Source organism: Thermus thermophilus (assembly GCF_019974155.1).
GTDB classification, from domain to species: domain Bacteria; phylum Deinococcota; class Deinococci; order Deinococcales; family Thermaceae; genus Thermus; species Thermus thermophilus_C.
Genome location: NZ_AP025158.1, coordinates 963,945 through 988,139, shown reverse-complemented (window position 1 = coordinate 988,139; position 24,195 = coordinate 963,945). Strand labels below are relative to the sequence as shown.

Below are 24,195 nucleotides of genomic sequence, written 5' to 3'. Positions count from 1 at the left end.
CCATGGCGGTGCGTAGCGGCGAAATCGGCCGGATCTACGAGGCCTATCCGGAGAAGAAGGCGACCCTCTACTTCCTGGTCCTGGGCTTCCTCGCCCTCATCGTGGGAAGCCTCTTCGGCCCCTTCCAGGCCCTGAACTACGGGAACGTGGACGCCTATCCCCTTCTCAAGCGCCTCCTTCCCTTCGTCCAGTCCTACTACCAGGGCCTGACCCTGCACGGGGTCTTGAACGCCATCGTCTTCACCCAGCTCTTCGCCCAGGCCATCATGGTCTACCTGCCCGCTAGAGAGCTGAACATGCGGCCCAACATGGGCCTCATGTGGCTCTCCTGGTGGATGGCCTTCATCGGGCTCGTGGTGGCCGCCCTTCCCCTTCTCGCCAACGAGGCCACGGTGCTTTACACCTTCTACCCGCCCCTCAAGGGGCACTGGGCCTTCTACCTGGGGGCGAGCCTTTTCGTCCTCTCCACCTGGGTGAGCATCTACCTCGTCCTGGACCTCTGGCGGCGCTGGAAGGCGGAGAACCCGGGGAAGGTGACCCCCTTGGTCACCTACATGGCCGTGGTCTTCTGGCTCATGTGGTTCCTCGCCTCCATCGGGCTCGTGCTGGAGGCGGTCCTCTTCCTCCTGCCCTGGTCCTTCGGCCTGATCCAGGGCGTTGACCCCCTTATCGCCCGCACCCTCTTCTGGTGGACAGGCCACCCCATCGTCTACTTCTGGCTCCTGCCCGCTTACGCCATCATCTACACCATCCTTCCCAAGCAGGCCGGGGGGAAGCTGGTCTCCGACCCCATGGCCCGCCTCGCCTTCCTCCTCTTCCTCCTCCTCTCCACCCCCGTGGGCTTCCACCACCAGTTCGCCGACCCCGGGATTGACCCCACCTGGAAGATGATCCACTCCGTCCTCACCCTCTTCGTGGCCGTGCCGAGCCTCATGACCGCCTTTACCATCGCGGCGAGCCTGGAGTTCGCGGGGCGCATGCGGGGCGGCAAGGGGCTTTTCGGCTGGATCCGGACCCTCCCCTGGGACAACCCCGCCTTCGTGGCCCCGGTCCTGGGCCTCCTCGGCTTCATCCCCGGGGGCGCCGGGGGCATCGTGAACGCCAGCTTCACCCTGGACTATGTGGTGCACAACACCGCCTGGGTCCCCGGCCACTTCCACCTCCAGGTGGCGAGCCTCGTGACCCTCACCGCCATGGGCTCCCTCTACTGGCTCCTCCCCAACCTCACGGGCAAGCCCATCTCCGATGCGCAAAGGCGGCTCGGCCTGGCGGTGGTGTGGCTCTGGTTCCTCGGCATGATGGTCATGGCGGTGGGCCTCCACTGGCAGGGCCTTCTCAACGTGCCCCGGCGGACCTACATCGCCCAGGTGCCGGACGCCTACTCCCATGCGGCGGTCCCCATGGTGTTCAACGTCCTGGCGGGGATCGTCCTCCTGGTGGCGCTCCTCCTCTTCATCTACGGGCTTTTCAGCGTCCTTTTGGGCCGGGAGCGCCGCGTGGAGCTCGCCGAAGCCCCCCTTCCCTTCGCCGAGGTCCTCTCCGGCCCCGAGGACCGCAGGCTCGTCCAGGCCATGGACCGGATCGGCTTCTGGTTCGCCGTGGCGGCAATCCTCGTGGTCCTGGCCTACGGGCCCACCCTGGTGCAGCTTTTCAGCCACCTCAACCCCGTGCCGGGGTGGCGGCTCTGGTAGCCTAGGCCCTTTGTCCCTTGACCCCCTCCCCCAGGGAGGGGGAGACTTTTTGGGGATGCTCCTCGCCCGCGCCTACGCCATCGCGGCCCTCGAGGTCCTGCCCTTCTTCCTCCAGTTCCTAGGGCTTGGGCTTTCGGAAACCCTGGGGGAGGGGCTCTGCGGGAGCGCCCTCGGGGTCTCGGAGGCCGAGGCGGTGCGGTACGGCCTCGTGAGCGAGTACTACTTCTACGGCCAGGCCTTCCTCGTCCTCCTCGCCCTCAAGGCCACCTACGCTCTGGGGCTCGTCCTCCTCCGCTTCATGTACCCCGGGGAGGACCCCCCCTTCGCCCCCCTGGTGTGGCGGCTCGGGGTGGGGCTCTCCTCAGCCCTCCTCCTCCTCTTCTTCCTCACCCGCACCCTGCCCCTTCCCTTCCCCACCTCCCAGGGCCTAGCCCTCCTCTCCCCCGCCCCCCTGGACCCCCTCTCCCTCCTGATGACCGTCCCGGAGCCCTTCCTTCTCGGGCTCCTCTGGAGGGCCCGGCCGTGAGGCTTCCTCCTCTGGTCTACCTCCTCGGCGCCGTGAGCTTCCTCATGGACGTGGCGAGCGAGATGGTCTACCCCCTCCTCCCCCTCTTCCTGGCGAGCCTCGGAGCAGGCCCCGGGACAATCGGGCTGGTGGAAGGGGTGGCGGAGGCCACGGCGAGCCTCTTCAAGGTGGTGGGGGGGAGGCTTTCCGACCGGCTCGGGAGAAGGCGCCCCTTCCTCCTCCTGGGCTACGGCCTCCCCGCCCTGTTCCGGCCCCTCTTGGCCCTGGCGCAGACCCCCTTCCACGTCCTCCTCTACCGCTTCCTGGACCGGACCGGAAAGGGCCTCCGCACCGCCCCCCGGGACGCCCTCATCGCGGAAAGCGCCCCCAAAGAGGCCCTGGGCCGGGCCTACGGCCTCCACCGGAGCCTGGACACCCTCGGGGCCACCCTAGGCCCCTTCCTGGCCTTCCTTCTCCTGCCCCTTCTGGGCTTCCGGGGCGTCTTCTGGCTCTCCGCCCTGCCCGCCCTCTTGGCCTTCCTCCTCCTCTTCGCCGTGCGGGAGACGCCGTCTTCCTGGTTGACGGGACGGGGAGGAGGGCCTATCCTGGGTAAGGCTTGGCGGGAGACCGCCTCGAGGAGGAAGGGGCTTAAAGCGCCTTCCCGCCTGACGGAGGGAAAACATGCCCATCACGAAGGAAGAGAAGCAGAAGGTCATTCAGGAGTTCGCCCGTTTCCCCGGGGACACGGGGAGCACCGAGGTCCAGGTGGCGCTCCTTACCCTGAGGATCAATCGGCTTTCCGAGCACCTCAAGGTCCACAAGAAGGATCACCACTCCCACCGCGGCCTCCTGATGATGGTGGGCCAGCGCCGCAGGCTCCTCCGCTACCTGCAGCGGGAGGACCCCGAGCGGTACCGGGCCCTTATTGAGAAACTGGGCCTCCGGGGTTAAACTGGGGAACAGGTCGGGGGCGGGGCCGAAAGCTCCGCCCTTCGCTTTTGGAAGGAGCGCCATGGAAGGTACATCCAATGTCCCCCAAGCCCACCGCTACGAGCTCACCCTGGCGGGGCGGCCCCTCGTCCTGGAGACGGGCAAGTACGCCAAACAGGCCTCGGGGTCCGTCCTGGTCCGCTACGCCGACACCGTGGTCCTGGCGACGGCCCAAGCCTCGGAGACACCGGTGGAGGCCGACTTTCTCCCCCTCACGGTGGAGTTTGAGGAGCGGCACTACGCCGTGGGGAAGATCCCGGGGAGCTTCATGCGCCGGGAGGGGCGTCCCGGGGAGAAGGCCATCCTCTCCGCCCGCATGACGGACCGCCCCATCCGGCCCCTCTTCCCCAAGGGGTTCCGGCACGAGGTCCAGATCATCGTCACCGTCCTCTCCGCCGACCAGAAGAACCCGCCGGACATCCTGGGCCCCATCGCGGCGAGCGCCGCCCTCATGCTCTCGGACATCCCCTGGGAGGGCCCCATCGCCGCCGTGCGGGTGGGCCTCATCGGCGGGAGCTTCGTCCTGAACCCCACCCTGCAGGAGCTGGAGGAAAGCCAGCTGGACCTGGTGGTGGCGGGGAGCAAAGAGGCCATCCTCATGGTGGAGGCGGAGGCCGGGGAGGTGGACGAGGAGACCCTGGTTCAGGCCCTGGAGTTCGCCCACAAGGAGATGCAGCCCATCCTGGAGCTCCAGGAGGCCATGGCCCGGGAACTCGCCAAACCCAAGATGGCCTGGACCCCCCCGGAAAGCCTCCCCGAGGAGGAGAAGGAGGCCCTCTACCGCCTTGCCCTGGAGCGGGGGCTTTCCCAGGTCCTGCAGACGGCGAGCAAGGGGGAAAGGAGCCGGGCCCTTTCGGAGTTCGCCGAACGCCTCATCGCCGAGGCCCTCCCCAAGGGGGAGGACGGCACCCCGGACGAGGGCAAGAAGCCCCTCTACAAGAGCGCCTTTGACGAGGTGGTGCGCAGGGAGCTCAGAAGGCTCGTCCTCGAGGAGGGCAAGCGGGCGGACGGCCGCGGGCCTAAGGACCTCAGGCCCATCTGGATTGAGGTGGACGTCCTGCCCCGGGCCCACGGCTCCGCCGTCTTCACCCGGGGCGAAACCCAGGTCCTGGGCACCGTCACCCTGGGCACGGGCCGGGACGAGCAGATCCTGGACGACCTGGGCATAGACGAGACGGAGAAGTTCCTCGTCCACTACAACTTTCCCCCCTTCTCCACCGGGGAGGTGCGGCGCCTAAGGGGGGTCTCCCGCCGCGAGGTGGGGCACGGCAATCTGGCCAAGCGGGCCCTCAAGGCGGTGATGCCCAAGGAGGAGGACTTCCCCTACACCATCCGCGTGGTGGGGGACGTCCTGGAGTCCAACGGCTCTAGCTCTATGGCCACGGTCTGCGCCGGCTGCCTCGCCCTCATGGACGCGGGGGTGCCCATCCGGGCCCCGGTGGCCGGGGTGGCCATGGGCTTGGTGTGGGAGGGGAACCGGGCGGTGATCCTCACGGACATCCTGGGCCTCGAGGACGCCCTCGGCGACATGGACTTCAAGGTGGCCGGGACCCGCAAGGGGGTCACCGCCTTGCAGATGGACAACAAGGTGGGGGGCCTTCCCCGCGAGGTCCTGAAGGAGGCCCTCCTCCAGGCCCGGGAGGCCAGGCTCAAGATCCTGGACCTGATGGAGACCGTCCTCCCCGCCCCCCGGCCCGAGCTCAAGCCCTTCGCCCCAAGGATCCTCTCCCTCAAGGTGCCCGTGGAGAAGATCGGCCTCGTCATCGGCCCCGGGGGCAAGAACGTGCGCGCCCTGGAGGAGCTTGGGGTGGAGGTGGACATTGAGGAGGACGGGACGGTGCGCATCTACTCCAGCGACCTCGAGGCCGCCCTGGAGGCCAAGAAGCGCATAGAGGACCTCACCCGCGAGGCCAAGGTGGGCGAGATCTACGAGGGCACCGTCACCCGCATCACCCCCTTCGGCGCCTTCATCAGCCTCTTCCCCGGCACCGAGGGGCTTCTCCACATCAGCCAGATCGCCCCGGGCCGCGTGACGCGGGTGGAGGACCACCTCAAGGTGGGGGACGTGATCAAGGTCAAGGTCCACCGCATTGACGAGCGGGGCAAGATTGACCTGATCCGCCCCGAGCTGGAAGGCAAGATCCCCCCCAGGCGGCGCAAGTAACCCCTGGGGGCCTGACCTAACGCGCGTCCCGGCCAGGCCGGGAAGATGGGAGGCGTATGGAAAACCAGGAACGGAAGCCGAGGAGGAGGCGCCGGCGGAAGCCCCAGGAGGGGTCCCAGGGCGGCCCCCAGGATTACGTGGAGATCATCCCCTTGGGGGGGATGGGGGAGATCGGCAAGAACATCACCGTTTTCCGCTTCCGGGACGAGATCTTCGTCCTGGACGGAGGGCTCGCCTTCCCCGAGGAGGGGATGCCCGGGGTGGACCTCCTCATCCCCCGGGTGGACTACCTCATAGAGAACCGCCACAAGATCAAGGCCTGGGTCCTCACCCACGGGCACGAGGACCATATCGGGGGACTGCCCTTCCTCCTTCCCATGATCTTCGGCAAGGAAAGCCCGGTGCCCATCTACGGGGCGAGGCTCACCTTGGGGCTCCTACGGGGGAAGCTGGAGGAGTTCGGCCTGAGGCCCGGGGCCTTCAACCTGAAGGAGATCTCCCCCGACGACCGCATCCAGGTGGGGCGGTACTTCACCCTGGACCTCTTCCGCATGACCCACTCCATCCCCGACAACTCTGGGGTGGTGATCCGCACCCCCATCGGCACCATCGTCCACACGGGGGACTTCAAGCTGGACCCCACCCCCATTGACGGGAAGGTCTCCCACCTGGCCAAGGTGGCCCAGGCGGGGGCGGAAGGGGTTTTGCTCCTCATCGCCGACGCCACCAACGCGGAAAGGCCCGGCTACACCCCAAGCGAGATGGAGATCGCCAAGGAGCTGGACCGGGTCATCGGCCGCGCCCCGGGGCGGGTCTTCGTCACCACCTTCGCCAGCCACATCCACCGCATCCAGTCCGTGATCTGGGCGGCGGAGAAGTACGGGCGGAAGGTGGCCATGGAGGGGCGGAGCATGCTCAAGTTCAGCCGCATCGCCCTGGAGCTCGGCTACCTCAAGGTGAAGGACCGCCTCTACACCCTGGAGGAGGTGAAGGACCTCCCCGACCACCAGGTCCTCATCCTGGCCACGGGGAGCCAGGGCCAGCCCATGTCCGTCCTCCACCGCCTGGCCTTTGAGGGGCACGCCAAGATGGCCATCAAGCCCGGGGACACGGTGATCCTCTCCTCAAGCCCCATCCCCGGGAACGAGGAGGCGGTGAACCGGGTCATCAACCGCCTCTACGCCCTGGGGGCCTACGTCCTCTACCCCCCCACCTACAAGGTCCACGCCTCGGGCCACGCCTCCCAGGAGGAGCTGAAGCTCATCCTCAACCTCACCACCCCCCGCTTCTTCCTGCCCTGGCACGGGGAGGTGCGGCACCAGGTGAACTTCAAGTGGCTCGCCGAGTCCATGAGCCGCCCCCCGGAGAAGACCCTCATCGGGGAGAACGGGGCCGTTTACCGCCTCACCCGGGAGACCTTTGAGAAGACGGGGGAGGTGCCCCACGGGGTCCTCTACGTGGACGGCCTGGGGGTGGGGGACATCACCGAGGAGATCCTGGCCGACCGCCGCCACATGGCCGAGGAGGGCCTGGTGGTGATCACCGCCTTGGCGGACGAGGAGCCCGTGGTGGAGGTGGTCTCCCGGGGGTTCGTGAAGGCAGGGGAGAAGCTCTTGGGAGAGGTCCGGCGCATGGCCCTCGAGGCCCTGAAAAACGGGGTGCGGGAAAAGAAGCCCCTGGAGCGCATCCGGGACGACATCTACTACCCGGTGAAGAAGTTCCTGAAGAAGGCCACGGGCCGGGACCCCATGATCCTGCCCGTGGTCATAGAGGGGTGAGGGATGTATCGGTCCATCCTCCTGCCCACGGACGGAAGCGAGGCGGCGGAGAGGGGAGTGCGGGAGGGCCTCCGCCTGGCCCAAGCCCTGAAGGCCAAGGTGGCCTTCCTCTACGCCCTGGAGCCCTTGGGGCCGAGGCTTCTTTTGGGCCCGGAAGCCCTCCCCTACTACCAGGAGCTGGTGGAGGACCTGCGCAAGGAGGGGCTTGCCGCCCTGAACCGGGCCACCCGCATGGCCGAGGAGCTGGGCCTAGCCTTTGAGGCCCACCTCCTGGAGGGCCTGGCGGCGGAGGTCATCCTGAAGGAGGCGGAAAAGCACGACCTCGTGGTCCTGGGCACCCACGGGCGCACGGGGCTGGACCGCCTCCTCCTGGGGAGCGTGGCCCGGGAGGTGGCGCGGAGGAGCCCCAAGCCCGTTGAGGAAATCGCTCTCGGTCACGATGCCCACCAGCTTCCCCTTCTCGTCCACTACCAGGACGCTGCCGATGCGCTTTTCCAGCATCAAGGCCGCCACCTGGTCCAAGGTGGTCCCCAAGGGGACGCCCACCGCCGGGCTTGTCATGAGGTCTTTGACCTTGATGTCCTCCCTCATCTGGCCTCCTTTCGCCATACTACCCGGTCCACCGCCTCCGCCAGCCCCCAGGCCGAAAGGGCGCTGAAGAGCACCAGGCCCCAGGTCCAAGGAGGTAAGGGGACGGCCTCGAGGAGGCCAGGCCCCAGGGTCCCCAGGACGAGCTGCACGAGAATCCCTAGGGCCACGGCCCCGTGCAGGTAGGGGTTGGGGAGAGGACGGATGTGGGTATGCCGGGCGGCGTAGGCGAAGAAGAGCTGGCCGATGGCCATGAAGTGGAAGGTGGCGCTCCGGGCGGCCTCGAGGCCCACCGCCCCGGGAAGGAACCCCAAAAGCCCCAGGGCGACCCCCGCCTTGAGGGTGCCGGTGAGGAGGACGAAGCGGAGAGAAAGCCCGTCTAGGAGAGGGCTTTCCTTGGGTCGGGGGGGGCGGTCCAGGACCCCGGGGTTCCGGTCCAAGGACAGGGCTAGGGCGGGAAGCCCGTCGGTGATGAGGTTGATCCAGAGGATCTGCACGGCGGTGAGGGGGAGGAGGAGGTGCCCCGCCTCGTCGCGGAGGCCCAAGAGGGCGGCGAAGACCATCCCCAAGGCCACCACCAGGACCTCGGAGAGGTTGGTGGAGAAGAGGAAGCGCAGGAACTTCTGGATGTTCTCGTAGATGCTCCGCCCCTCCTCTATGGCGGCCACGATGGTGGCGAAGTTGTCGTCCAGAAGCACCAGGTCCGCCACCTCCCGGGCTACGTCCGAGCCCCGTTGCCCCATGGCCACGCCCACATCCGCCCGCTTGAGGGCCGGGGCGTCGTTCACCCCGTCCCCGGTCATGGCCACCACTTCCCCAGCCCTCTGGAACGCCTCCACGATGCGAAGCTTGTCCTCGGGCTTCACCCGGGCGAAGACGTCCACCTTCAGGAGCTCCTCCTCGGAAAGCTTCCCGATCTCTTCCCCTATGACCACGGTCTTCGCCGGAATCCCCACCCTCCGGGCGATGGCGAGGGCGGTGGCCGGGTGGTCCCCGGTGACCATCACCACCCGCACCCCCGCCCTCTGGACCCGCTCCACCGCTTCGGGCACCTCGGGGCGGGGCGGGTCCAGCAGGAGGACAAAGCCCAGAAAACGAAGCCCCTCTTCCCTCTCCCCCTCCCCGAAGGCCAAGGCCAAGACCCGGTAGCCCTCCCGGGCGTGGGCCTCGGCCTCTCCGAGAAGCCGCCGCTTCTCCTCCTCGGACAGGTCCAGGCGGGGAACAAGGGCCTCCGGGGCGCCCTTGAGGAAGCTCCCCAGAGAAGTGGTGACCCGCATGAACTTCCAAGCGCTGTCAAAGGGGCGCTCGGAAAGGCGGGGGTAGGCCTTTCTCAGCGCCTCCACGTCCAGGCCCCTCGCATGGGCGTGGCGGAGGAGGCCGAGCTCCAGAGGATCCCCCGCCCCGGTGGCGGGATCGGCGTCGTTGCAGAGGACCATGGCGAGGAGGGCCCCCTCGAGGTCGGGCCCCACCACCCGCTCCACCTCCATGCGGTTCTCCGTGAGGGTGCCCGTTTTGTCGGTGGCGATGACGGTGACGCTTCCCAGGGCCTCCACCGCCGAGAGGCGCCGCACCACCGCCTTCCGCCGGGCCATCCTTTCCACCCCCAGGGCCAAGGCCAGGGTGAGGACCGCGGGAAGCCCCTCGGGCACCGCCGCCACCGCCAGGGCCACGGCGAAGAGGACCACCTTGGCGGAAAACCCCTCCACCAGGAAGCCTAAGAAGGCAAGGAAGAAGGCGAGGAGGAAAACCCAGCGGGCCACCCGGCGGCCAAAGGCCTCCAGGCGTTTTTCCAGGGGGGTTCTCTCCTCCTCCATCCCCGCAAGGAGGTGGGCGATGCGCCCCATGGCGCTTTTCAAGCCGGTGCGCCTCACTTCCATCAGTGCCCTTCCCCGCACCACCAAGGTGCCGGCGAAGACCTCCTCCCCTACCCCCTTCTCCACGGGGACGCTCTCCCCGGTAAGGACGCTCTCGTCCACCGAGAGGCCGCTCCCTTCCAGGAGGACGCCGTCTGCGGGGACGCGGTCGCCGGCCTCGAGGCGCACCACGTCCCCAGGGACGAGCCCGCGGGCGGAAAGGCGTTGAAACCTTCCGTCCCTCAAGACCCAGACGGAAGGCTCGGCCAAGGCCTTGAGACGCTTCAAGGCCTCCTCGGAGCGCTTCTCCTGGAAGGCACCGAGGAGCGCGTTGAGAAGGAGGATGGCCAGGATGGCCAAGGCCTCTAGGGGCGCGCCCCGCCCTCCCTCGTAGAACCAGAGCAAAAACTCCAGGACGAAGGCAAAGAGCAGAAGGTAGACGAGCGGATTTTGAAGCTGGCGCAAGGCCTTGCGCCAAAAAGGCGGAGGAGGGCGCTCGGGCAAGGCGTTTGGCCCGTGGACCCTAAGCCTTTTCCCCGCCTCCTCTGAAGTGAGGCCCAGCATCATCCCTAGCCTATACCAAGGCCTTCGGGACCTATGCCCCCCGGAGAAGCCCCTCCACCACCCGCAAGAAGGCCTGGGCCTCAAAGGGCTTGCCCAGGAAGGCCTGGGCCCCGGCCTCGAGGGCCCGGCGCTGGCTTTCCTGGGAGACGCTGGCCGAAACGGCGAGGACCGGCGGTCCCGCCCCCTCCCGGATGCGGCGGATCACCTCCTCCCCGGGAATCCCGGGCATGATGAGGTCACAGACCACGAGGTCAAACCCTTCGGCCAGGCGCCTAAGGCCCGCCTCCCCGTTCGGGGCCCAGACCACCTCGTGCCCTGCCCGCTCCAGAAAGCGGCGGAGCATGTGCCCCACCAGGGGCTCGTCCTCAATCACCAGGATGCGGGCCATACAGAGGCAGGATAACCCGGAAGAGGCTCCCCTTTCCCTCCTCGCTCTCCACCTCTATCCGCCCCCCGTGGGCCTCCACGATGTGCTTGGAGATGAAAAGGCCAAGCCCGGTGCCGGAAACCCCCCGGGCGCGGGCGTTTTTGGCCCGGGCGTAGCGCTGGAAAAGCCGGGGGAGCTCCTCCTTGGGGATCCCGGGCCCGGTGTCCCGGACCTCCACCCACACCTCCTCCCCCCGCACCCCGGCCCAAAGCCGCACCGATCCCCCGGAGGGCGTGAACTTGAAGGCGTTGGCGAGGAGGTTGCCCACCACCTGGACGATGCGGTCTGGGTCCACCTCCACGAGGGGAAGCTCCTCCACCTCCACACAGAACTCCACCCCGGAAAGCCGGGCCACCCCCTGGAAGCTCCGGGCCAGGTCCAGAAGGAGGGGCTTAAGGTGCACGGGGCGCCGGGAGATCTCAAAGCGGCCCGCCTCGAGGCGGCTTGTGTCCAGAAGGTTGTCCACCATGGTCTTGAGGCGGAAGGCGCTTTCCAGGATGAGCTCCACGGACTCCTGGGCGCTTGGGGAAAGGGCCTCCTCCTGCAAGAGTTCCGCCAGGCCCATGATCACCGCGAGGGGGGTGCGGAGCTCGTGGCTCACCGCGGCGATGAACTCCCCCTTGACCCGGTCCGCCTCCAGCCTGGGCCTGAGGTCCCTCAGGTCCACCACCACCCCCCCCACCCTGGGGTCCTGGAGGAGGTTCCGCCCCCAGGCCTCCATGGGGATAGGGGTGCCGTCTTTGTGGAGGACCCGGAACGCCCCGGTGAGGGTGTGCCCCGGCTGGGAAAGGAGCTCCCCAAGCAGGGCTTCCGCCTTGGGCCGGTCCTCCGGGTAGACGAAGTCCAAGGCCTTCACCGGGGCCTCCTTGTACCCCTCGGGCTCGTAGCCCAAAAGGGTGCGCACGCTGGGGCTCGCGAAGCGGATGAAGCCTTCTTGGTCCAGCACGTAGACCACATCCTGGGAGTGCTCCAGAAAGGCCTTCAGGCGCTCCTCCTCGGCCTCCAGAAGGGCCAGGAAGCGCCCCTTCTCCAGCACCAGGGCGAGGAGGGTGGCCACCTGCCCCAGGCGGTGGAGAAGCCTCTCGGAAAAGCGCCGCCCCTGGCGGTAGCCAAGGAAGAGGGCCCCCCGGAACCCTTGCGTCCGGAAGGGGACCACGAGGGCGCTCTTTAGGCCCAAGGCCTCCGCCAGGGCGCAGTCCTCCGGGGCCAAGGCCTCCACCCCCAAGGGGGCCTCCTCCCCCAGGGCCCGCTCCAGGAGGTTGGGCCGGGGAAGCTCTTCGGGAAGGGCACAGGTGCTGTAGAGCACCTCCCCTTTCCCCCCGCTTTCCGCAAGGAGCACCCCTTCCTGGGCGGCGAAGAGGGCCAAGAGCCGCTCCACGATGGCCCGGGCCAAGGAGGGAAGGTCCCGCTGGCGGAGGGCCTCCTGGGCCACGTCCACCAGGGCCTGGGTGAAGGCCACCTGGTCCCTTAGAGCCCGCTCCGTGCGGGTGCGCTCGGTGATGTCGTGGAGGACCAAAATCCTCGCCTCCCCCACCTGCCGCCCCCGCACGCTGTAGGTGGCCCCGCCCAGGGCGAGCTCCAGCCTCCCCCCTTCCAAGGCGGGGGCCAAGGCGGCGGGAAGGTCCTCCAAGGCCACCTCCGCCCCCAAGCCCAAGGCCTCCCGGGCCCGGCCGTTGGCGAAACCCCGCTCACCGAAGAGGACCACCACGCCGTCGGGAAGCTCCTCCAGGATCTGGGAAAGCCGGGTCCTCTCCGCGGCCAGGGCTAAGGAGAGGCGGGTCTTTTCCCGGTAGAGCTCGGCGTTGCGGAAGGCCACCCCCGCCGCCCCGGCCAGAAGCTCCAGGTAGCGCACCTCTTCTTCGGAAACGGGAGGCCCTCCGGGCCCGTGGTCCACGGCCAAGACCCCGAGGACGGCCTCCTCGGCCACCACGGGCACGAAGGCCACGGTGGGCCCCATCCCCTGGGCCACCCCAGGGGGAAGGGCCTCCCGGGGCACCAGGAGGCTTCGCCGCTCCCGGGCGGCCCGGGCCATGGGGTCGGGGGAGGAGGCCAGGGCGAGGTGAAGGGCGCTTTTCCCCTCGGTCCAGAAGACCTGCCTTCCCTTCACGGTGAGGTGGCCGAGGAGGCTCTCCCCCCGCACCAGGGCCACGGTGGCCCGGTAAAAGCCAAGGCGCTCCACCAGGGCCCGGGCCAGGGTCTCCAGCACGGCGTTGGGGTCCAGGGCCCGGGCCACCTCGCGGGTGAGGGCGCCCACGTGGGCCAGAGCCTCCACGTGCCGGGAAAGGCGGGCCAGGGCCTGGTCCCTCTGGGCGAAGAGCTCCCCGTTTTTCAGGGCCAAGGCGGTGAGCTGGGCGAGGAGGGGAAGAAGGGGCTGGAGGGAGGGGGGAACCCCTTCCAGGGCCAGCACCCCCTTGGCGGCGAACCGGGGGCAGGAGGGGCAGATGAGGGCCCGGGTCTCTTGCGTGGCCCGGGGACGCTCCCGGCAACGCCTTTCAGGATCGGCCCAGCAGAAGGCCTCCTCCTCCCCCACCACGGGAAGAAGCCACTCCTCTCCCCGCCTAAGGGGTCCCTCGGCGAAGAAGGCCTCCTGCACCGGCCCCTTGGCGTAGAGGGGCAAGGCGATGGCCGAGACCGTGTAGTGCCGCCCCCGCCCCGAGGCCACCTCCCCCACGAGCTCCCGGGTCTCGGGGTGGTAGAGGAAGAGGGCCGCCCGCTCCACCCCCTCCTCCGTGGCCACCTCCAGGAGGTTCCGGAGGATCTGGGTGGGCTCGAGGTCCTTTAGAAGCGCCCGCTGAAACCGGGCCAGGACCTCCATCTGCCCCACAAGCCGCATCTTGCCCCAATGGTAGCATGGGGGCCGGGGTTGCCAGGGGCTTCCAAAAATCTTAGACTCGGTCAAAGGGGGAGCCCCCGGCGGAAGGAGGTGCGGGATGCCCATAGACTTCAGCCTCACGGAGGAGCAAAGGCAGCTCCAGGCCCTGGCCCGGCGCTTCGCCAAGGAGGTCATCCTCCCCGTGGCCCGGGAGTACGACGAGAAGGAGGAGGTCCCCTGGCCCGTGATTGAGAAGCTCCACGAGGTGGGCCTCCTGAACGCCATCATCCCCGAGGAGTACGGGGGGATGGGGCTCAAGATGCTGGACGAGGTCATCGTGGGGGAGGAGCTGGCCTACGCCTGCATGGGCATCTACACCATCCCCATGGCGAGCGACCTGGGCATCACCCCGGTGCTCCTCGCAGGGACGGAGGAGCAGAAGGAGCGCTTCCTGAGGCCCCTCACAAAGAAGCCCGCCCTCGCCGCCTTCGCCTTAAGCGAGCCCGGAAACGGCTCCGACGCCGCCGCCTTAAAGACCCGGGCCATCCGCCAAGGCGACCACTACATCCTGAACGGCACCAAGATGTGGATCTCTAACGGCGGCGAGGCGGAGTGGGTGGTGGTCTTCGCCACGGTGAACCCCGAGCTACGCCACAAAGGGGTGGTGGCCCTGGTGGTGGAGCGGGGCACCCCCGGCTTCAAGGCCGTCAAGATCCACGGGAAGATGGGGCAAAGGGCCTCGGGCACCTACGAGCTCATTTTTGAGGACGTGAAGGTGCCGGTGGAAAACCGCCTGGGGGAGGAGGGGGAGGGCTTTAAGATCGCCATGCAGACCCTGAACAAGACCCGGATCCCCGTGGCCGCGGGAAGCGTGGGGGTGGCGAGGCGGGCCCTGGACGAGGCCAGGAAGTACGCCAAGGAGCGGGAGGCCTTCGGCCAGCCCATCGCCAACTTCCAGGCCATCCAGTTCAAGCTCGCCGACATGCTCATCGGCATTGAAACCGCCCGCATGTACACCTACTACGCCGCCTGGCTCGCGGACCAGGGCCTTCCCCACGCCCACGCCAGCGCCATCGCCAAGGCCTACGCTTCCGAGATCGCCTTTGAGGCGGCCAACCAGGCCATCCAGATCCACGGCGGCTACGGCTACGTGCGGGAGTTCCCCGTGGAAAAACTCCTCAGGGACGTGAAGCTCAACCAGATCTACGAGGGGACCAACGAGATCCAGAGGCTCATCATCGCCAGGCACGTCCTGGCGGAGTGAGGAGGTGAGGGATGAAGTTCGTGGCGGTGATCCGGCAGGTGCCCGACGGCGAGAGCAGGCTCAGGGTCCAGGGGGACCGCGTGGACCTCTCCGGGGCCACGATGATCCTGGACCAGATGGACGAGTACGCGGTGGAGGAGGCCCTCCGCCTCAAGGAGAAGCACGGCGGGGAGGCGGTGGTGGTGGGCTTCGGCCCCGAGCGCACCGAGGAGGCCATCCGCACCGCCTTGGCCATGGGGATGGACCGGGGGGTGCACGTGGTCTACGAGGGCTTTGCCGACCCCGTGGCCGTGGCCGAGGCCCTGGTGGAGGTGCTCAAGGAGGAAGCCCCCACCCTGGTCCTCACCGGGGGGCAGCAGGCGGACTGGGACAGCCAAGCCCTGGGGGGGGCCCTGGCGGAGGCCCTAGGGGTGCCGGTGGTGGCCTGGACCACCGCCCTCGAGCTGGAAGGGGACACGGCCAAGGCCAAGCACGACCTAGACGAGGGGGCGGAGTGGGTTAGGGTGCGGCTTCCCGCCGTCTTCACCACGCAGCAGGGCCTGAACGAGCCCCGCTACCCCACCCTGCCCGGGATCATGAAGGCCAAAAAGAAGGAGATCCGGAAGGTGCAGGCGCGCCTTACCCCCAAGGTCACCCTGATTTCCGAGGAGATCCAGGAGAAGTCCAGGCTCGGCAAGATCCTGGACGGCAAGGACCCCGTGGCGGCGGCGGAAGAGCTCGTGCGGCTCCTCCACGAGGAGGCCAAGGTCATCTAGGAGGTGCCTATGGTGCTCGTAGTCTTGGACCACGACGGCAACCGGCTCAGGAAGGGAAGCCTCGAGGCCCTGACCCGGGCCCGGGACCTGGCCCAGGCCCTGGGGGGGAAGGTGGCCGGGGTGCTCCTCGCCGAGGAGAAGGCCCCCGTGGAGGAGGCCCGCAAATACGTGGAGGTTCTCTACACCGCCACCCTAGGCCCCTACACCGCCGAGAAGTGGGCGGCCGGGGTGCTTAAGGCCGCCGAGGCCAGTGGGGCCAAGGCGGTGGTGGCCCCCTCCTCCAGGCAGAGCCGGGCCTACTTGGGCCGGGTGGCCTACGCCCTAAGAGCGGGGCTTCTTGAGGACACCCTCGAGTCCCGCCTGGAAGGCGGCGAGGTCCACGCCACCCGCTACGCCTACCTGAACCGGGTGACCCAGAGGGTGAAGGCGGCCCTTCCCGTGGTCCTCACGGTGAAGCCCAACACCACTCCCCTCGCGGAGCCCCTTGGGGGCGAGGCCGAGGTGGTGGCCCTCAGCGTGCCCGAGGTGCCCACGGTGGAGGTCCTGGAGCGCCTCCAGGAGGAGAAGAAGGGCGTCTCCCTCACCGAGGCGGACGTGGTGGTCACAGGGGGCCGGGGCATGGGGAGCGCGGAGGCCTTTGGGCTTGTGGAGGAACTCGCCGCCCTCCTTGGGGGCGCGGTGGGGGCCACCCGGGCGGTGGTGGACGCGGGCTGGCGTCCCTACGCCGAGCAGGTGGGCCAGACGGGCAAGACCGTCCAACCCTCCCTCTACATCGCCCTGGGGGTCTCCGGGGCGGTGCAGCACCTGGCGGGGATGAACAAGAGCAAGTACATCGTGGCGGTGAACAAAGACCCCGAGGCCCCCATCTTCAAGCACGCCGACTACGGCATCGTGGGGGACGTGCACCAGGTGCTCCCTGCCCTGATTGAGGCGGTGAAAAAGCTGAAGGACTAAGTGGCTGCACGTTGATTTCGCAACACGGGTTGCCCGAAATAAGGCTTGGGAAGGTCCTTTTGGGGCCCCCACCGCGGCGAAAGCCGCGGTGGGGTACTTAGGGGAAAAGCCCCCCGCCTAGAGGCGGGGGGCTTCCTCTCCTTCCGGGTGGGATCACTCCTTTCTCGGCTCCTCCGGGGGAGGGGGTGGCGCTCCCTCGTCCAGCATCCGGGCCTCCTCCACCCCTTCGGGGGAAGCGGCCTGGCTTGGGCTTTTTTCCTCGGCCTTCTCGGTGGCCCTTTTGGGCTTTTCGGGGGCGCGGAGAAGCCGAAGGAAGAGGTAGAGGAGGAGAAGGAGGACGAGCACCCCCACCACGTAAGGCCAAGCGGGGGGCGCCGGCACCTCAGGAGCCGGGGGCGGGGAGAGAGGCTCGGCGGGGGTGCGGAAGACCTCCTCCTCCAGCCGGGCCACCCGCCCGGAAAGGGCCTTCAAGGCCTCCCCCTGGCCCTGGACCTGGGCCTCGAGGGCGGCCACCCTGGCCTGAAGCCCTTGGTAGGCCGTGTAGGCCTGGTACCCCAAAAACACGAGGACCGCCACCAGGACCAGTGCCAGCAACGCAGGAAGCCACCTTCTCACGCTTCACCTCCTTTCCGGGATAGGCCCAAGGTTTTCCGGCCGTCCCCGGCCATTGTATCATGCCCTGGACTATGGCCGATAACGCCCGGCTCATCCTGGACGAGCTCTTGGCGGAGCTGGAAGAAAGGCGCAAAAAGGTGCTCCTAGGAGGGGGCGAGGAGCGCATAAGGAAGCAGCACCAGCAGGGCAAGCTCACCGCGAGGGAGCGCTTAGACTACCTCCTGGACCCGGGGAGTTTCGTGGAGCTCATGCCCTTCGCCGAGCACCTGGAAACCGGGCTCATGGAGGGGATAGAGGCCCCCGCGGACGGCGTGGTGACGGGCTACGGCACCATTGGGGGCCGCCTGGTCTTCGTCTTCAGCCAGGACTTCACCGTGCTGGGCGGCTCCCTGGGCAAGATGCACGGCCGCAAGATCGCGAGCCTCATGGACCTCGCGGCCAAGGTGGGGGCCCCCATCGTCGGCCTGAACGACTCCGCCGGGGCCCGGATCCAAGAGGGGGTGGACAGCCTCTCGGGCTACGGGGAGGTCTTCTACCGGAACGCCATCTACTCCGGGGTCGTCCCTCAGATCTCCGCCATCCTGGGGCCTTGCGCCGGGGGCGCGGTCTACAGCCCCGCCATGACCGACTTCGTCCTCATGAGCCGGGGCACGAGCTACATGTTCATCACCGGCCCCGAGGTGATCAAGAGCGTCACCAAGGAGGAGGTGACCTTTGAGGAGCTCGGGGGGGCCGACGTCCACATGGAGAAAAGCGGGGTGGCCCATCTGGAGGGGAAGGACGACAAGGAGGTCCTGGACCTCATCAAGAAGCTCCTTTCCTACCTCCCCCAGAACAGCCGGGAAAAGCCCCCCGTCCTCACCCCCAAGGACGACCCCTTCCGCCCCACCCCGGAGCTTCTGGAGATCGTCCACCCCGATGCCCGCCGCCCCTACAACATGCACCAGGTGATCCGCACCCTCCTGGACGACGGGGAGTTCCTGGAGATCCAGCCCCGCTTCGCCCGGAACATCATCGTGGGCCTGGGGCGGCTCGGGGGGTACCCCGTGGGGGTCATCGCCAACAACCCCCGCTTCATGGCCGGGGCCTTGGACATCAACGCCTCGGACAAGGCGGCCCGCTTCATCCGCACCATGGACGCCTTCAACATCCCCCTCCTCACCCTGGTGGACGTGACGGGCTTCCTGCCCGGCGTGGCCCAGGAGCACGGGGGGATCATCCGCCACGGGGCCAAGATGCTCTTCGCCTACGCCGAGGCCACGGTGCCCAAGATCACCCTCATCGCCCGCAAGGCCTACGGGGGGGCCTACCTCGCCATGAACTCCAAGGACATGGGGGCGGACGTGGTCCTGGCCTGGCCCACGGCGGCGGTGGCGGTGATGGGGGCGGAAGGGGCGGCGAACATCATCTACCGCAGGGAGATCCAGTCCTCCCCTAACCCCGAGGAGACCCGGAGGAGGAAGATTGAGGAGTACCGCCGGGCCTTTGACAACCCCTGGGTGGCGGCGGGGCGGGGCTACATTGACGACGTCATTGACCCCACCCACACCCGGCGCGTCCTCTACCAGCACCTAAGGATGCTCTGGGAGAAGCAGGAGGAGAGGCCCAGGAAGAAGCACGACAACATCCCCCTGTAGGCACCTTTTAGGCGTGGACCTCGAGGCCTTCCGCACGGAGCTTGCCGCCTGCCGCCTCTGCCCCAGGCTCGTGGCCTGGCGGGAGGAGGTGGTGGGGAGGAAGCGGGCCTTCCGGGGCGAGCCCTACTGGGCCAAACCGGTTCCGGGCTTCGGCGACCCCCAGGCCAAGATCCTCCTCTTCGGCCTCGCCCCCGGGGCCCACGGGTCCAACCGCACGGGCCGCCCCTTCACCGGGGACGCCTCCGGGGCCTTCCTCTACCCCTTGCTCCATGAGGCGGGCCTCGCCAGCAAGCCGGAAAGCCTTCCCGGGGACGACCTCAGGCTCCACGGGGTCTACCTCACCGCGGCGGTGCGCTGCGCCCCGCCCAAGAACAAGCCCACCCCCGAGGAGCTCCGCGCCTGCGCCCGCTGGACGGCGCTGGAGCTCGGCCTCCTCCCCGAGGTGCGGGTCTACCTGGCCCTGGGGAGGGTGGCCCTCGAGGCCCTCCTCGCCCACTTCGGCCTGAGGAAGAGCGCCTACCCCTTCCGCCACGGGGCCCACTACCCCCTCCCCGGGGGAAGGCACCTCCTCGCGAGCTACCACGTCTCCCGGCAGAACACCCAGACGGGAAGGCTCACCCGGGAGATGTTCCTTGAGGTCCTGAAGGAGGCTAAGCGCCTCGCCGGGCTTTGAGCCAGGAGAGGAGGTCCTCGTAGTCCAAAGTGTTGAGCACCCGCTCGGGGCCGATCCAGGCCCTTTGCGCCGTGCCCACGGCGAGCTCCATGAAGCGGAGGTGGTCGGTCTGGTGGGCGTCGGTGGAGAGGCTTACCCAAAGCCCCATGCTGTAGGCCATGCGGGCGAGGTCGTCGGGGAGGTCCATGCGGTCGTAGTAGCCGTCAATCTCCACCGCCACGCCCTTTTCCTTGGCCTTCCGGAAGACCGCCTCCCAGTCGGCCTCAATGGGGGCGCGGCGGCCCAAAAGCCTCGCCGTGGGGTGGGCGAGGACGTGGACGAAGGGGTTCTCCAGGGCCTTGAGGAGGCGCCTGGTCTGGTCGGCCTTGGGGAGGTTAAAGCGGGAGTGGACGGAGACCAAAACCAGGTCCAGCTCCCTTAAGACCCAGTCCGGGTAGTCCAGGGTGCCGTCGGGGTGGATGTCCACCTCGGCCCCGGCGAGGAGGTAGGGGGGGCCGTGGGTCTCGTTGAAGCGGCGGATCTCCTCTATGCGCTTCAAGGCCTCCTCGGGGGAAGGCCCCCCCGCCACCCGCACCGCCGGGGAGTGGTCGGTGACGGCGAGGTAGCGGTAGCCCAGGGCCCTCGCCGCCTCCCAGAGCTCCTCCAAGGTGTTCTTCCCGTCGGAGTAGGTGGAGTGGACCTGAAGATCCCCTTTGATCTGGGAAAGCTCAAGGAGCCTAGGAAGCCTTCCCGAAAGGGCCGCCTCTATCTCCCCGTGGTCCTCCCGAAGAGGCGGTGGGATCCAGGGAAGGCCCAAGGCGGCGTAGACCCCCTCCTCCGTCTCCCCGGCGATCCTTTGCTCCCCCCGGAAGACCCCGTACTCGGAAAGCTTCAGGCCCTTTTCCTGGGCGAGGGCGCGAAGGCGGATGGAGTGGGCCTTGCTCCCCGTGAGGTACTGGAGGCCCGCCCCGTAGCTTTCCAAGGGGACCACCCTCAGGTCCACCTGGAGGCCGTTTTTCAAAAAGACCGTGGCCCTTTCCTTCCCCTTGGCGAAGACCTCCTTCACCTGAGGAAGGCGCACGAAGCCCTCCACCACCCGCTCGCCCTCTCTGCTCGCCACCAAAAAGTCCAGGTCCCCCACGGTGTCCTTGTAGCGCCTCGCCGAGCCGCAAAGCTCCGCCCGCTCCACCCCGGGAAGCCCCCTTATGGCCTCGAGGAGGCTTCGCGCCAGGGAGAGCACCGCCCCCAAGGGCCTCCGCTTCCCCGCCGCCTGGGCGAGGGCGAGGCCTTCCCGGATGCGGTCCGCCTTCTTGGGGCCAAAGCCTTTGAGCCGGGTGAGGTCCCCCCGCTCCAGGGCCTCCTTGAGCTTTTCCAGGGAGTCTATGCCGAGCTCCTGGAAGAGCTGCCGGGCCGTCTTGGGCCCCACCCCGGGGACCTCCATCACCTCGAGGACCCCCCGCGGGACCTTCCGGGAAAGCTCCTCGTGCTTCCCCACCTTCCCCGTGCGGAGGAACTCCAGGATCTTCTCCGCGAGGTCCGGCCCCACCCCGGGAAGCTCCATGAGGGCCTCCTTGCCCCTCTTGGCGATCTCCTCTATGGGGGTGTCCAGGTCGTAGAGGGTGCGGGCCGCCTGGTGGTAGGCCCGGACCCGGAAGGGGTTGTCCCCTAAAAACTCGCTCATGAGCCCGATTTCCTCAAAGATCCGGGCGAGCTCCTGGTTCCGCATACCCCCACTATACGGGTAGACTGGACGAAGCCCCATGCCGAGGCCGGACCGGTTTCGTAAAAAAGTTCTGGAGCTTCTCAAAGAAGCGGGAAGGCCCCTCCACTACACGGAGATCGGCCGCCTCCTCAAGGAGGACGGGCTCTGGAAGGACGTGAAGGAACCGGAGAAGATCGCCAAGATCCGCCTTTCCGCCCTGGCCCGCTGGCACCGAAGCCCGGTGGTGGCCCTGGGGGAAGGGCTTTACGCCCTCAGGGAAGAAGGCGGTACGAGCCCAGAACCCTGAGGTAGTTGGCCCGCTCAAAGGCGGCGGGCTCCGCCACCCGCCCTTCCATGTGGATGCGGTCTTTGACGACCGGGATGCTGTGCGGCGGGGAGGCCGGGGCGGGTGGCCACCCATCAATCCCGCGGGCGCGGATGCCCGGCAACCAGGGCGGTAGGGCCTCCCTCAGGGGGCAAGATACCTGTCCCAGGGGTAGAATGGGGGCATGCTCCGCTACCTCCTGGCCCTCGCCCTGGCCGCCTTGGGGGTGGCCCTCGAGGCCTACCGCCCCTTCCTCCTCCTCCTCGCGGGCCTCGTCCTCCTCCTCGCCCGGCCCCGAAGCTGCCCCAGGCCTTGACGAAGCCCCCCTTTAGGCGAAGACTTGGGGCGTGGACGCCTTCAAGCGCAACCTGGAAAAGCTGGCGGAACTCGCCATCCGCGTGGGGCTCAACCTGGAGAAGGGGCAGGAGGTCATCGCCACCGCCCCCGTTGAGGCGGTGGACTTCGTGCGCCTTCTCGCGGAGAAGGCCTACCGGGAGGGGGCGAGCCTCTTCACCGTGATCTACGGGGACCAGGAGCTTGCCCGCAAGCGCCTCGCCCTGGCGCCGGAAGAGGGGTTGGACAAGGCCCCGGCCTGGCTCTACGAGGGGATGGCCAAGGCCTTCAGGGAAGGGGCGGCGAGGCTTGCCGTCTCGGGGAGCGACCCCAAGGCCCTAGAAGGGCTTCCCCCGGAGAGGGTGGGCCGGGCGCAAAAGGCCAACGCCCGCGCCTACAAGCCCGCCCTCGAGGCCATCACGGAGTTCGTCAGCAACTGGACCATCGTCCCCTTCGCCCACCCCGGCTGGGCGAGGGCGGTCTTCCCAGACCTCCCCGAGGAGGAGGCGGTGAGGAGGCTCTGGGAGGCCATCTTCCAGGCCACCCGGGCCGACCAGGAAGACCCCGTGGCCGCCTGGGAGGCCCACAACCGCGCCCTCCACGAGAAGGTGGCCTACCTGAACGCCCGCCGCTTCCACGCTCTCCACTTCCGGGGGCCGGGGACGGACCTCGTGGTGGGCCTCGCCGAGGGGCACCTCTGGCAGGGCGGGGCCACCCCCACCAAGGGGGGCCGGCTCTGCAACCCCAACCTGCCCACGGAGGAGGTCTTCACCGCCCCCCACCGGGAGCGGGTGGAGGGGGTGGTGCGCGCAAGCCGCCCCCTGGCCCTGGGGGGCACCTTGGTGGAGGGGATCTTCGCCCGGTTTGAGAGGGGCTTCGCCGTGGAGGTGCGGGCCGAGAAGGGCGAGGAGGTGTTGAAGCGGCTTCTGGACACGGACGAGGGGGCGAAGCGCCTCGGGGAGGTGGCCCTGGTCCCCGCGGACAACCCCATCGCCAAGACGGGCCTCGTCTTCTTTGACACCCTCTTTGACGAAAACGCTGCAAGCCACATCGCCTTCGGCCAGGCCTACGCGGAAAACCTGGAGGGCCGCCCCTCGGGGGAAGAGTTCCGGAGGCGGGGGGGTAACGAAAGCCTCATCCACGTGGACTGGATGGTGGGCTCCGAGGAGATGGACGTGGACGGGCTTTACGAGGACGGCACCCGCATTCCCCTCATGCGGCGGGGAAGGTGGGTGGTCTAGGCGTCCCGCTAGAGCGACTTTCCCGAAACCCTAGCCCGGGCTGCGCGAAGGAACCTTCTCCGGGGGCCGCATGGGGGGAACAGACCTACACCGCCCCTAGGGCCTCCTCAAAGAGGGCGAGGAGGTCCTGGGGGTCTTCCAGGCCCACGGAGACCCGCACGAGCCCCGGGGTCACCCCGGCCTGGAGCCTCGCCTCCTCGGTGAGGCGGCTATGGGTGGTGGTCCAGGGGTGGACGAGGAGGGTCCGGGCGTCCCCGAGGTTCGCCGCCTTAAAGAGGCGGATGGCCCGGAGGAAGCGGCTTGCCGCCTCCTGGCTTCCCAGGTCCAGGGTGAGGATGGGCCCGCCCGAGGCCAGGTACTTCCGGGCGTTCCTGTGGGCGGGGTCCTCGGGAAGGCCCGGGTAGCGGAGGGCCTTCACCTTGGGGTGGCCCTGGAGGCGCTCGGCGAGGAGGCGCGCGGTCTCGCTCATCCGCGCAACCCTCAGGGCCACGGTCTCCAGGCCCTGGAAGAGGAGGTAGGCGTTGAAGGGGGAAAGGGCCATGCCGCAGAGGGAAAGCCCCAGGGTGCGGACCCTTTCGGGGAAGCACCTCGCCCCCAGGGCCTCCCAGGGGACCTGGCCCTTGAGGTCGGGCTGCAAAAACTGGGGGTAGTTCCGCCAGAGCCCGGTTTCCCGGGAAAGCACCGCCCCGCCCAAAACGGAGCCATGCCCCGAGGCCCACTTGGTGAGGCTTTCCACCACCACGTGGGCCCCCCAGGCCAAAGGCCGGCAGAGCGCCCCCGCCGCCCCGAAGGTGTTGTCCACCACCAGGGCCACCCCCTTCTCCTCGGCCAGGGTGGCCAGGGCCTCGAGGTCGGGCACAAGGAGGGCGGGGTTCGCCACGGTCTCCACGAAGACCGCGCGGGTCTTCTCGCTGAAGGCCTCCCGCACGGCCTCGGGCTCGGGGTCCACGTAGCGCACCTTTACCCCCATGAGGGAAAGCACCTGGCCGAAAAGCCCGATGGTCTGGCCGAAAAGCCCCTTGGCCGCCACCACCTCGTCCCCCGGGCGGAGGAGGGCGAGGAGGGCGGCGAAGGTGGCCGCCTGGCCCGAGGCCAGGACCACGGCCTCCAAGGCCCCCTCCAGGGCCTTGAGCCTCTCCTCCAGGGCCTTGGCCGTGGGGTCCTTCTGGCGCGCGTAGACGTAGCCTTCCCCGGTGGCGAAGCGCTCCTGGCCCTCTTCCAGGGTTTTGAAGCCGTAGGCGGCCACGGCGTAGACGGGAAGCCCCACCGCCCCGTGGGGGTCTTCGGGAAGCCCAGCGAGGACCGCGAGGGTGGCGTACTCCATACCCCCTAGTCTAACGAAAAA

The 24,195-nt window shown here is 68.5% G+C and carries 19 protein-coding genes and 3 pseudogenes; 15 read left to right on the top strand and 7 right to left on the bottom strand.

Annotated elements, in window-relative coordinates; genetic code table 11:
• The first annotated feature begins 2 nt into the window (after positions 1-2).
• From cbaA to TthTMY_RS05295, 7 genes and pseudogenes are all read left to right on the top strand, one after another.
• A complete protein-coding gene (cbaA, locus tag TthTMY_RS05325; protein ID WP_096410539.1) occupies positions 3-1,691 on the top strand; it encodes a ba3-type cytochrome C oxidase subunit I in 1,689 nt (562 codons plus the stop codon).
• A gap of 55 nt (positions 1,692-1,746) precedes the next feature.
• Entirely contained in the window at positions 1,747-2,217 is a 471-nt protein-coding gene (locus tag TthTMY_RS05320; RefSeq protein ID WP_096412900.1) for a hypothetical protein, read from the top strand.
• Positions 2,214-2,843, top strand: a pseudogene (locus TthTMY_RS05315) (MFS transporter); the annotation flags it as partial. The gene TthTMY_RS05320 and the pseudogene TthTMY_RS05315, both read left to right, overlap by 4 nt.
• 34 nt (positions 2,844-2,877) lie before the next feature.
• Positions 2,878-3,147: a 30S ribosomal protein S15 gene (gene rpsO, locus TthTMY_RS05310; protein ID WP_096410538.1), complete on the top strand. Its 270-nt coding sequence runs from the start codon at positions 2,878-2,880 to the stop codon at positions 3,145-3,147.
• A 61-nt stretch (positions 3,148-3,208) separates the two neighbouring features.
• A complete protein-coding gene (pnp, locus tag TthTMY_RS05305) occupies positions 3,209-5,350 on the top strand; it encodes a polyribonucleotide nucleotidyltransferase (RefSeq protein ID WP_223903510.1) in 2,142 nt (713 codons plus the stop codon).
• Between the two features lie 56 nt (positions 5,351-5,406).
• On the top strand, positions 5,407-7,128 hold the full coding sequence (locus tag TthTMY_RS05300) for a ribonuclease J (RefSeq protein WP_223903509.1): 1,722 nt from the start codon (positions 5,407-5,409) through the stop codon (positions 7,126-7,128).
• Between the two features lie 3 nt (positions 7,129-7,131).
• Positions 7,132-7,545, top strand: a pseudogene (locus TthTMY_RS05295) (universal stress protein); the annotation flags it as partial.
• A gap of 54 nt (positions 7,546-7,599) precedes the next feature.
• Here TthTMY_RS05295 and TthTMY_RS11775 read toward each other — a convergent pair.
• The 4 genes and pseudogenes from TthTMY_RS11775 to TthTMY_RS05275 all read right to left on the bottom strand — a co-directional run.
• Positions 7,600-7,689, bottom strand: a pseudogene (locus TthTMY_RS11775) (signal transduction protein); the annotation flags it as partial.
• 26 nt (positions 7,690-7,715) lie between these two features.
• Complete coding sequence (locus TthTMY_RS05285; RefSeq protein WP_096412893.1) at positions 7,716-10,133, bottom strand: cation-translocating P-type ATPase; 2,418 nt, start codon at positions 10,131-10,133, stop codon at positions 7,716-7,718.
• A gap of 31 nt (positions 10,134-10,164) precedes the next feature.
• On the bottom strand, positions 10,165-10,521 hold the full coding sequence (locus tag TthTMY_RS05280; protein WP_096412891.1) for a response regulator transcription factor: 357 nt from the start codon (positions 10,519-10,521) through the stop codon (positions 10,165-10,167).
• Complete coding sequence (locus TthTMY_RS05275) at positions 10,499-13,393, bottom strand: ATP-binding protein (RefSeq protein ID WP_096410536.1); 2,895 nt, start codon at positions 13,391-13,393, stop codon at positions 10,499-10,501. Before TthTMY_RS05275 ends, TthTMY_RS05280 begins: the two co-directional genes overlap by 23 nt.
• A gap of 97 nt (positions 13,394-13,490) precedes the next feature.
• On the opposite strand from TthTMY_RS05275, the gene TthTMY_RS05270 reads away from it, so the two are divergent.
• From TthTMY_RS05270 to TthTMY_RS05260, 3 genes are read left to right on the top strand one after another with little or no spacing between them, the layout of a single operon-like run.
• Positions 13,491-14,636 carry an acyl-CoA dehydrogenase family protein gene (locus TthTMY_RS05270; RefSeq protein ID WP_096410535.1) on the top strand — a complete coding sequence of 382 codons (1,146 nt, stop codon included), beginning with the start codon at positions 13,491-13,493 and terminating at the stop codon, positions 14,634-14,636.
• An 11-nt stretch (positions 14,637-14,647) separates the two neighbouring features.
• Entirely contained in the window at positions 14,648-15,391 is a 744-nt protein-coding gene (locus TthTMY_RS05265) for an electron transfer flavoprotein subunit beta/FixA family protein (RefSeq protein ID WP_096410534.1), read from the top strand.
• 9 nt (positions 15,392-15,400) lie between these two features.
• The gene (locus TthTMY_RS05260; protein ID WP_172844614.1) at positions 15,401-16,345 is read left to right on the top strand and encodes an electron transfer flavoprotein subunit alpha/FixB family protein; all 945 of its coding nucleotides are present in this window, start codon (positions 15,401-15,403) and stop codon (positions 16,343-16,345) included.
• Between the two features lie 153 nt (positions 16,346-16,498).
• On the opposite strand, the gene TthTMY_RS05255 is transcribed toward TthTMY_RS05260, so the two are convergent.
• On the bottom strand, positions 16,499-16,939 hold the full coding sequence (locus tag TthTMY_RS05255; protein ID WP_223903508.1) for a hypothetical protein: 441 nt from the start codon (positions 16,937-16,939) through the stop codon (positions 16,499-16,501).
• Between the two features lie 92 nt (positions 16,940-17,031).
• On the opposite strand from TthTMY_RS05255, the gene TthTMY_RS05250 reads away from it, so the two are divergent.
• Entirely contained in the window at positions 17,032-18,597 is a 1,566-nt protein-coding gene (locus TthTMY_RS05250; protein ID WP_223903507.1) for an acyl-CoA carboxylase subunit beta, read from the top strand.
• A gap of 13 nt (positions 18,598-18,610) precedes the next feature.
• Positions 18,611-19,270 carry a type-5 uracil-DNA glycosylase gene (locus TthTMY_RS05245; protein ID WP_096410531.1) on the top strand — a complete coding sequence of 220 codons (660 nt, stop codon included), beginning with the start codon at positions 18,611-18,613 and terminating at the stop codon, positions 19,268-19,270.
• On the opposite strand, the gene polX is transcribed toward TthTMY_RS05245, so the two are convergent.
• Complete coding sequence (gene polX / locus TthTMY_RS05240; RefSeq protein ID WP_096410530.1) at positions 19,248-20,975, bottom strand: DNA polymerase/3'-5' exonuclease PolX; 1,728 nt, start codon at positions 20,973-20,975, stop codon at positions 19,248-19,250. The genes TthTMY_RS05245 and polX overlap by 23 nt on opposite strands.
• A 34-nt stretch (positions 20,976-21,009) precedes the next feature.
• On the opposite strand from polX, the gene TthTMY_RS05235 reads away from it, so the two are divergent.
• The 3 genes from TthTMY_RS05235 to TthTMY_RS05230 all read left to right on the top strand — a co-directional run bounded on the left by TthTMY_RS05235 (position 21,010) and on the right by TthTMY_RS05230 (position 22,850).
• Complete coding sequence (locus TthTMY_RS05235) at positions 21,010-21,258, top strand: HTH domain-containing protein (protein ID WP_096410529.1); 249 nt, start codon at positions 21,010-21,012, stop codon at positions 21,256-21,258.
• A 202-nt stretch (positions 21,259-21,460) separates the two neighbouring features.
• On the top strand, positions 21,461-21,592 hold the full coding sequence (locus tag TthTMY_RS11860) for a hypothetical protein (RefSeq protein ID WP_267874007.1): 132 nt from the start codon (positions 21,461-21,463) through the stop codon (positions 21,590-21,592).
• A 31-nt stretch (positions 21,593-21,623) separates the two neighbouring features.
• Positions 21,624-22,850 carry an aminopeptidase gene (locus TthTMY_RS05230; protein WP_096410528.1) on the top strand — a complete coding sequence of 409 codons (1,227 nt, stop codon included), beginning with the start codon at positions 21,624-21,626 and terminating at the stop codon, positions 22,848-22,850.
• Between the two features lie 85 nt (positions 22,851-22,935).
• Here TthTMY_RS05230 and TthTMY_RS05225 read toward each other — a convergent pair whose 3' ends face one another.
• The gene (locus TthTMY_RS05225; protein ID WP_096410527.1) at positions 22,936-24,174 is read right to left on the bottom strand and encodes an O-acetylhomoserine aminocarboxypropyltransferase/cysteine synthase family protein; all 1,239 of its coding nucleotides are present in this window, start codon (positions 24,172-24,174) and stop codon (positions 22,936-22,938) included.
• Positions 24,175-24,195 lie beyond the last annotated feature (21 nt).

Bases quoted from the DNA above. Each gene is read 5' to 3' on its own strand.
- polX (WP_096410530.1), bottom strand. From the start codon at position 20,975: ATGCGGAACCAGGAGCTCGCCCGGATCTTTGAGGAAATCGGGCTCATG.
- TthTMY_RS11860 (WP_267874007.1), top strand. From the start codon at position 21,461: ATGCTCCGCTACCTCCTGGCCCTCGCCCTGGCCGCCTTGGGGGTGGCC.
- cbaA (WP_096410539.1), top strand. From the start codon at position 3: ATGGCGGTGCGTAGCGGCGAAATCGGCCGGATCTACGAGGCCTATCCG.
- TthTMY_RS05300 (WP_223903509.1), top strand. From the start codon at position 5,407: ATGGAAAACCAGGAACGGAAGCCGAGGAGGAGGCGCCGGCGGAAGCCC.
- pnp (WP_223903510.1), top strand. From the start codon at position 3,209: ATGGAAGGTACATCCAATGTCCCCCAAGCCCACCGCTACGAGCTCACC.
- TthTMY_RS05270 (WP_096410535.1), top strand. From the start codon at position 13,491: ATGCCCATAGACTTCAGCCTCACGGAGGAGCAAAGGCAGCTCCAGGCC.
- TthTMY_RS05265 (WP_096410534.1), top strand. From the start codon at position 14,648: ATGAAGTTCGTGGCGGTGATCCGGCAGGTGCCCGACGGCGAGAGCAGG.
- rpsO (WP_096410538.1), top strand. From the start codon at position 2,878: ATGCCCATCACGAAGGAAGAGAAGCAGAAGGTCATTCAGGAGTTCGCC.
- TthTMY_RS05320 (WP_096412900.1), top strand. From the start codon at position 1,747: ATGCTCCTCGCCCGCGCCTACGCCATCGCGGCCCTCGAGGTCCTGCCC.
- TthTMY_RS05275 (WP_096410536.1), bottom strand. From the start codon at position 13,393: ATGCGGCTTGTGGGGCAGATGGAGGTCCTGGCCCGGTTTCAGCGGGCG.
- TthTMY_RS05225 (WP_096410527.1), bottom strand. From the start codon at position 24,174: ATGGAGTACGCCACCCTCGCGGTCCTCGCTGGGCTTCCCGAAGACCCC.
- TthTMY_RS05280 (WP_096412891.1), bottom strand. From the start codon at position 10,521: ATGGCCCGCATCCTGGTGATTGAGGACGAGCCCCTGGTGGGGCACATG.
- TthTMY_RS05235 (WP_096410529.1), top strand. From the start codon at position 21,010: ATGCCGAGGCCGGACCGGTTTCGTAAAAAAGTTCTGGAGCTTCTCAAA.
- TthTMY_RS05260 (WP_172844614.1), top strand. From the start codon at position 15,401: ATGGTGCTCGTAGTCTTGGACCACGACGGCAACCGGCTCAGGAAGGGA.
- TthTMY_RS05285 (WP_096412893.1), bottom strand. From the start codon at position 10,133: ATGCTGGGCCTCACTTCAGAGGAGGCGGGGAAAAGGCTTAGGGTCCAC.
- TthTMY_RS05250 (WP_223903507.1), top strand. From the start codon at position 17,032: ATGGCCGATAACGCCCGGCTCATCCTGGACGAGCTCTTGGCGGAGCTG.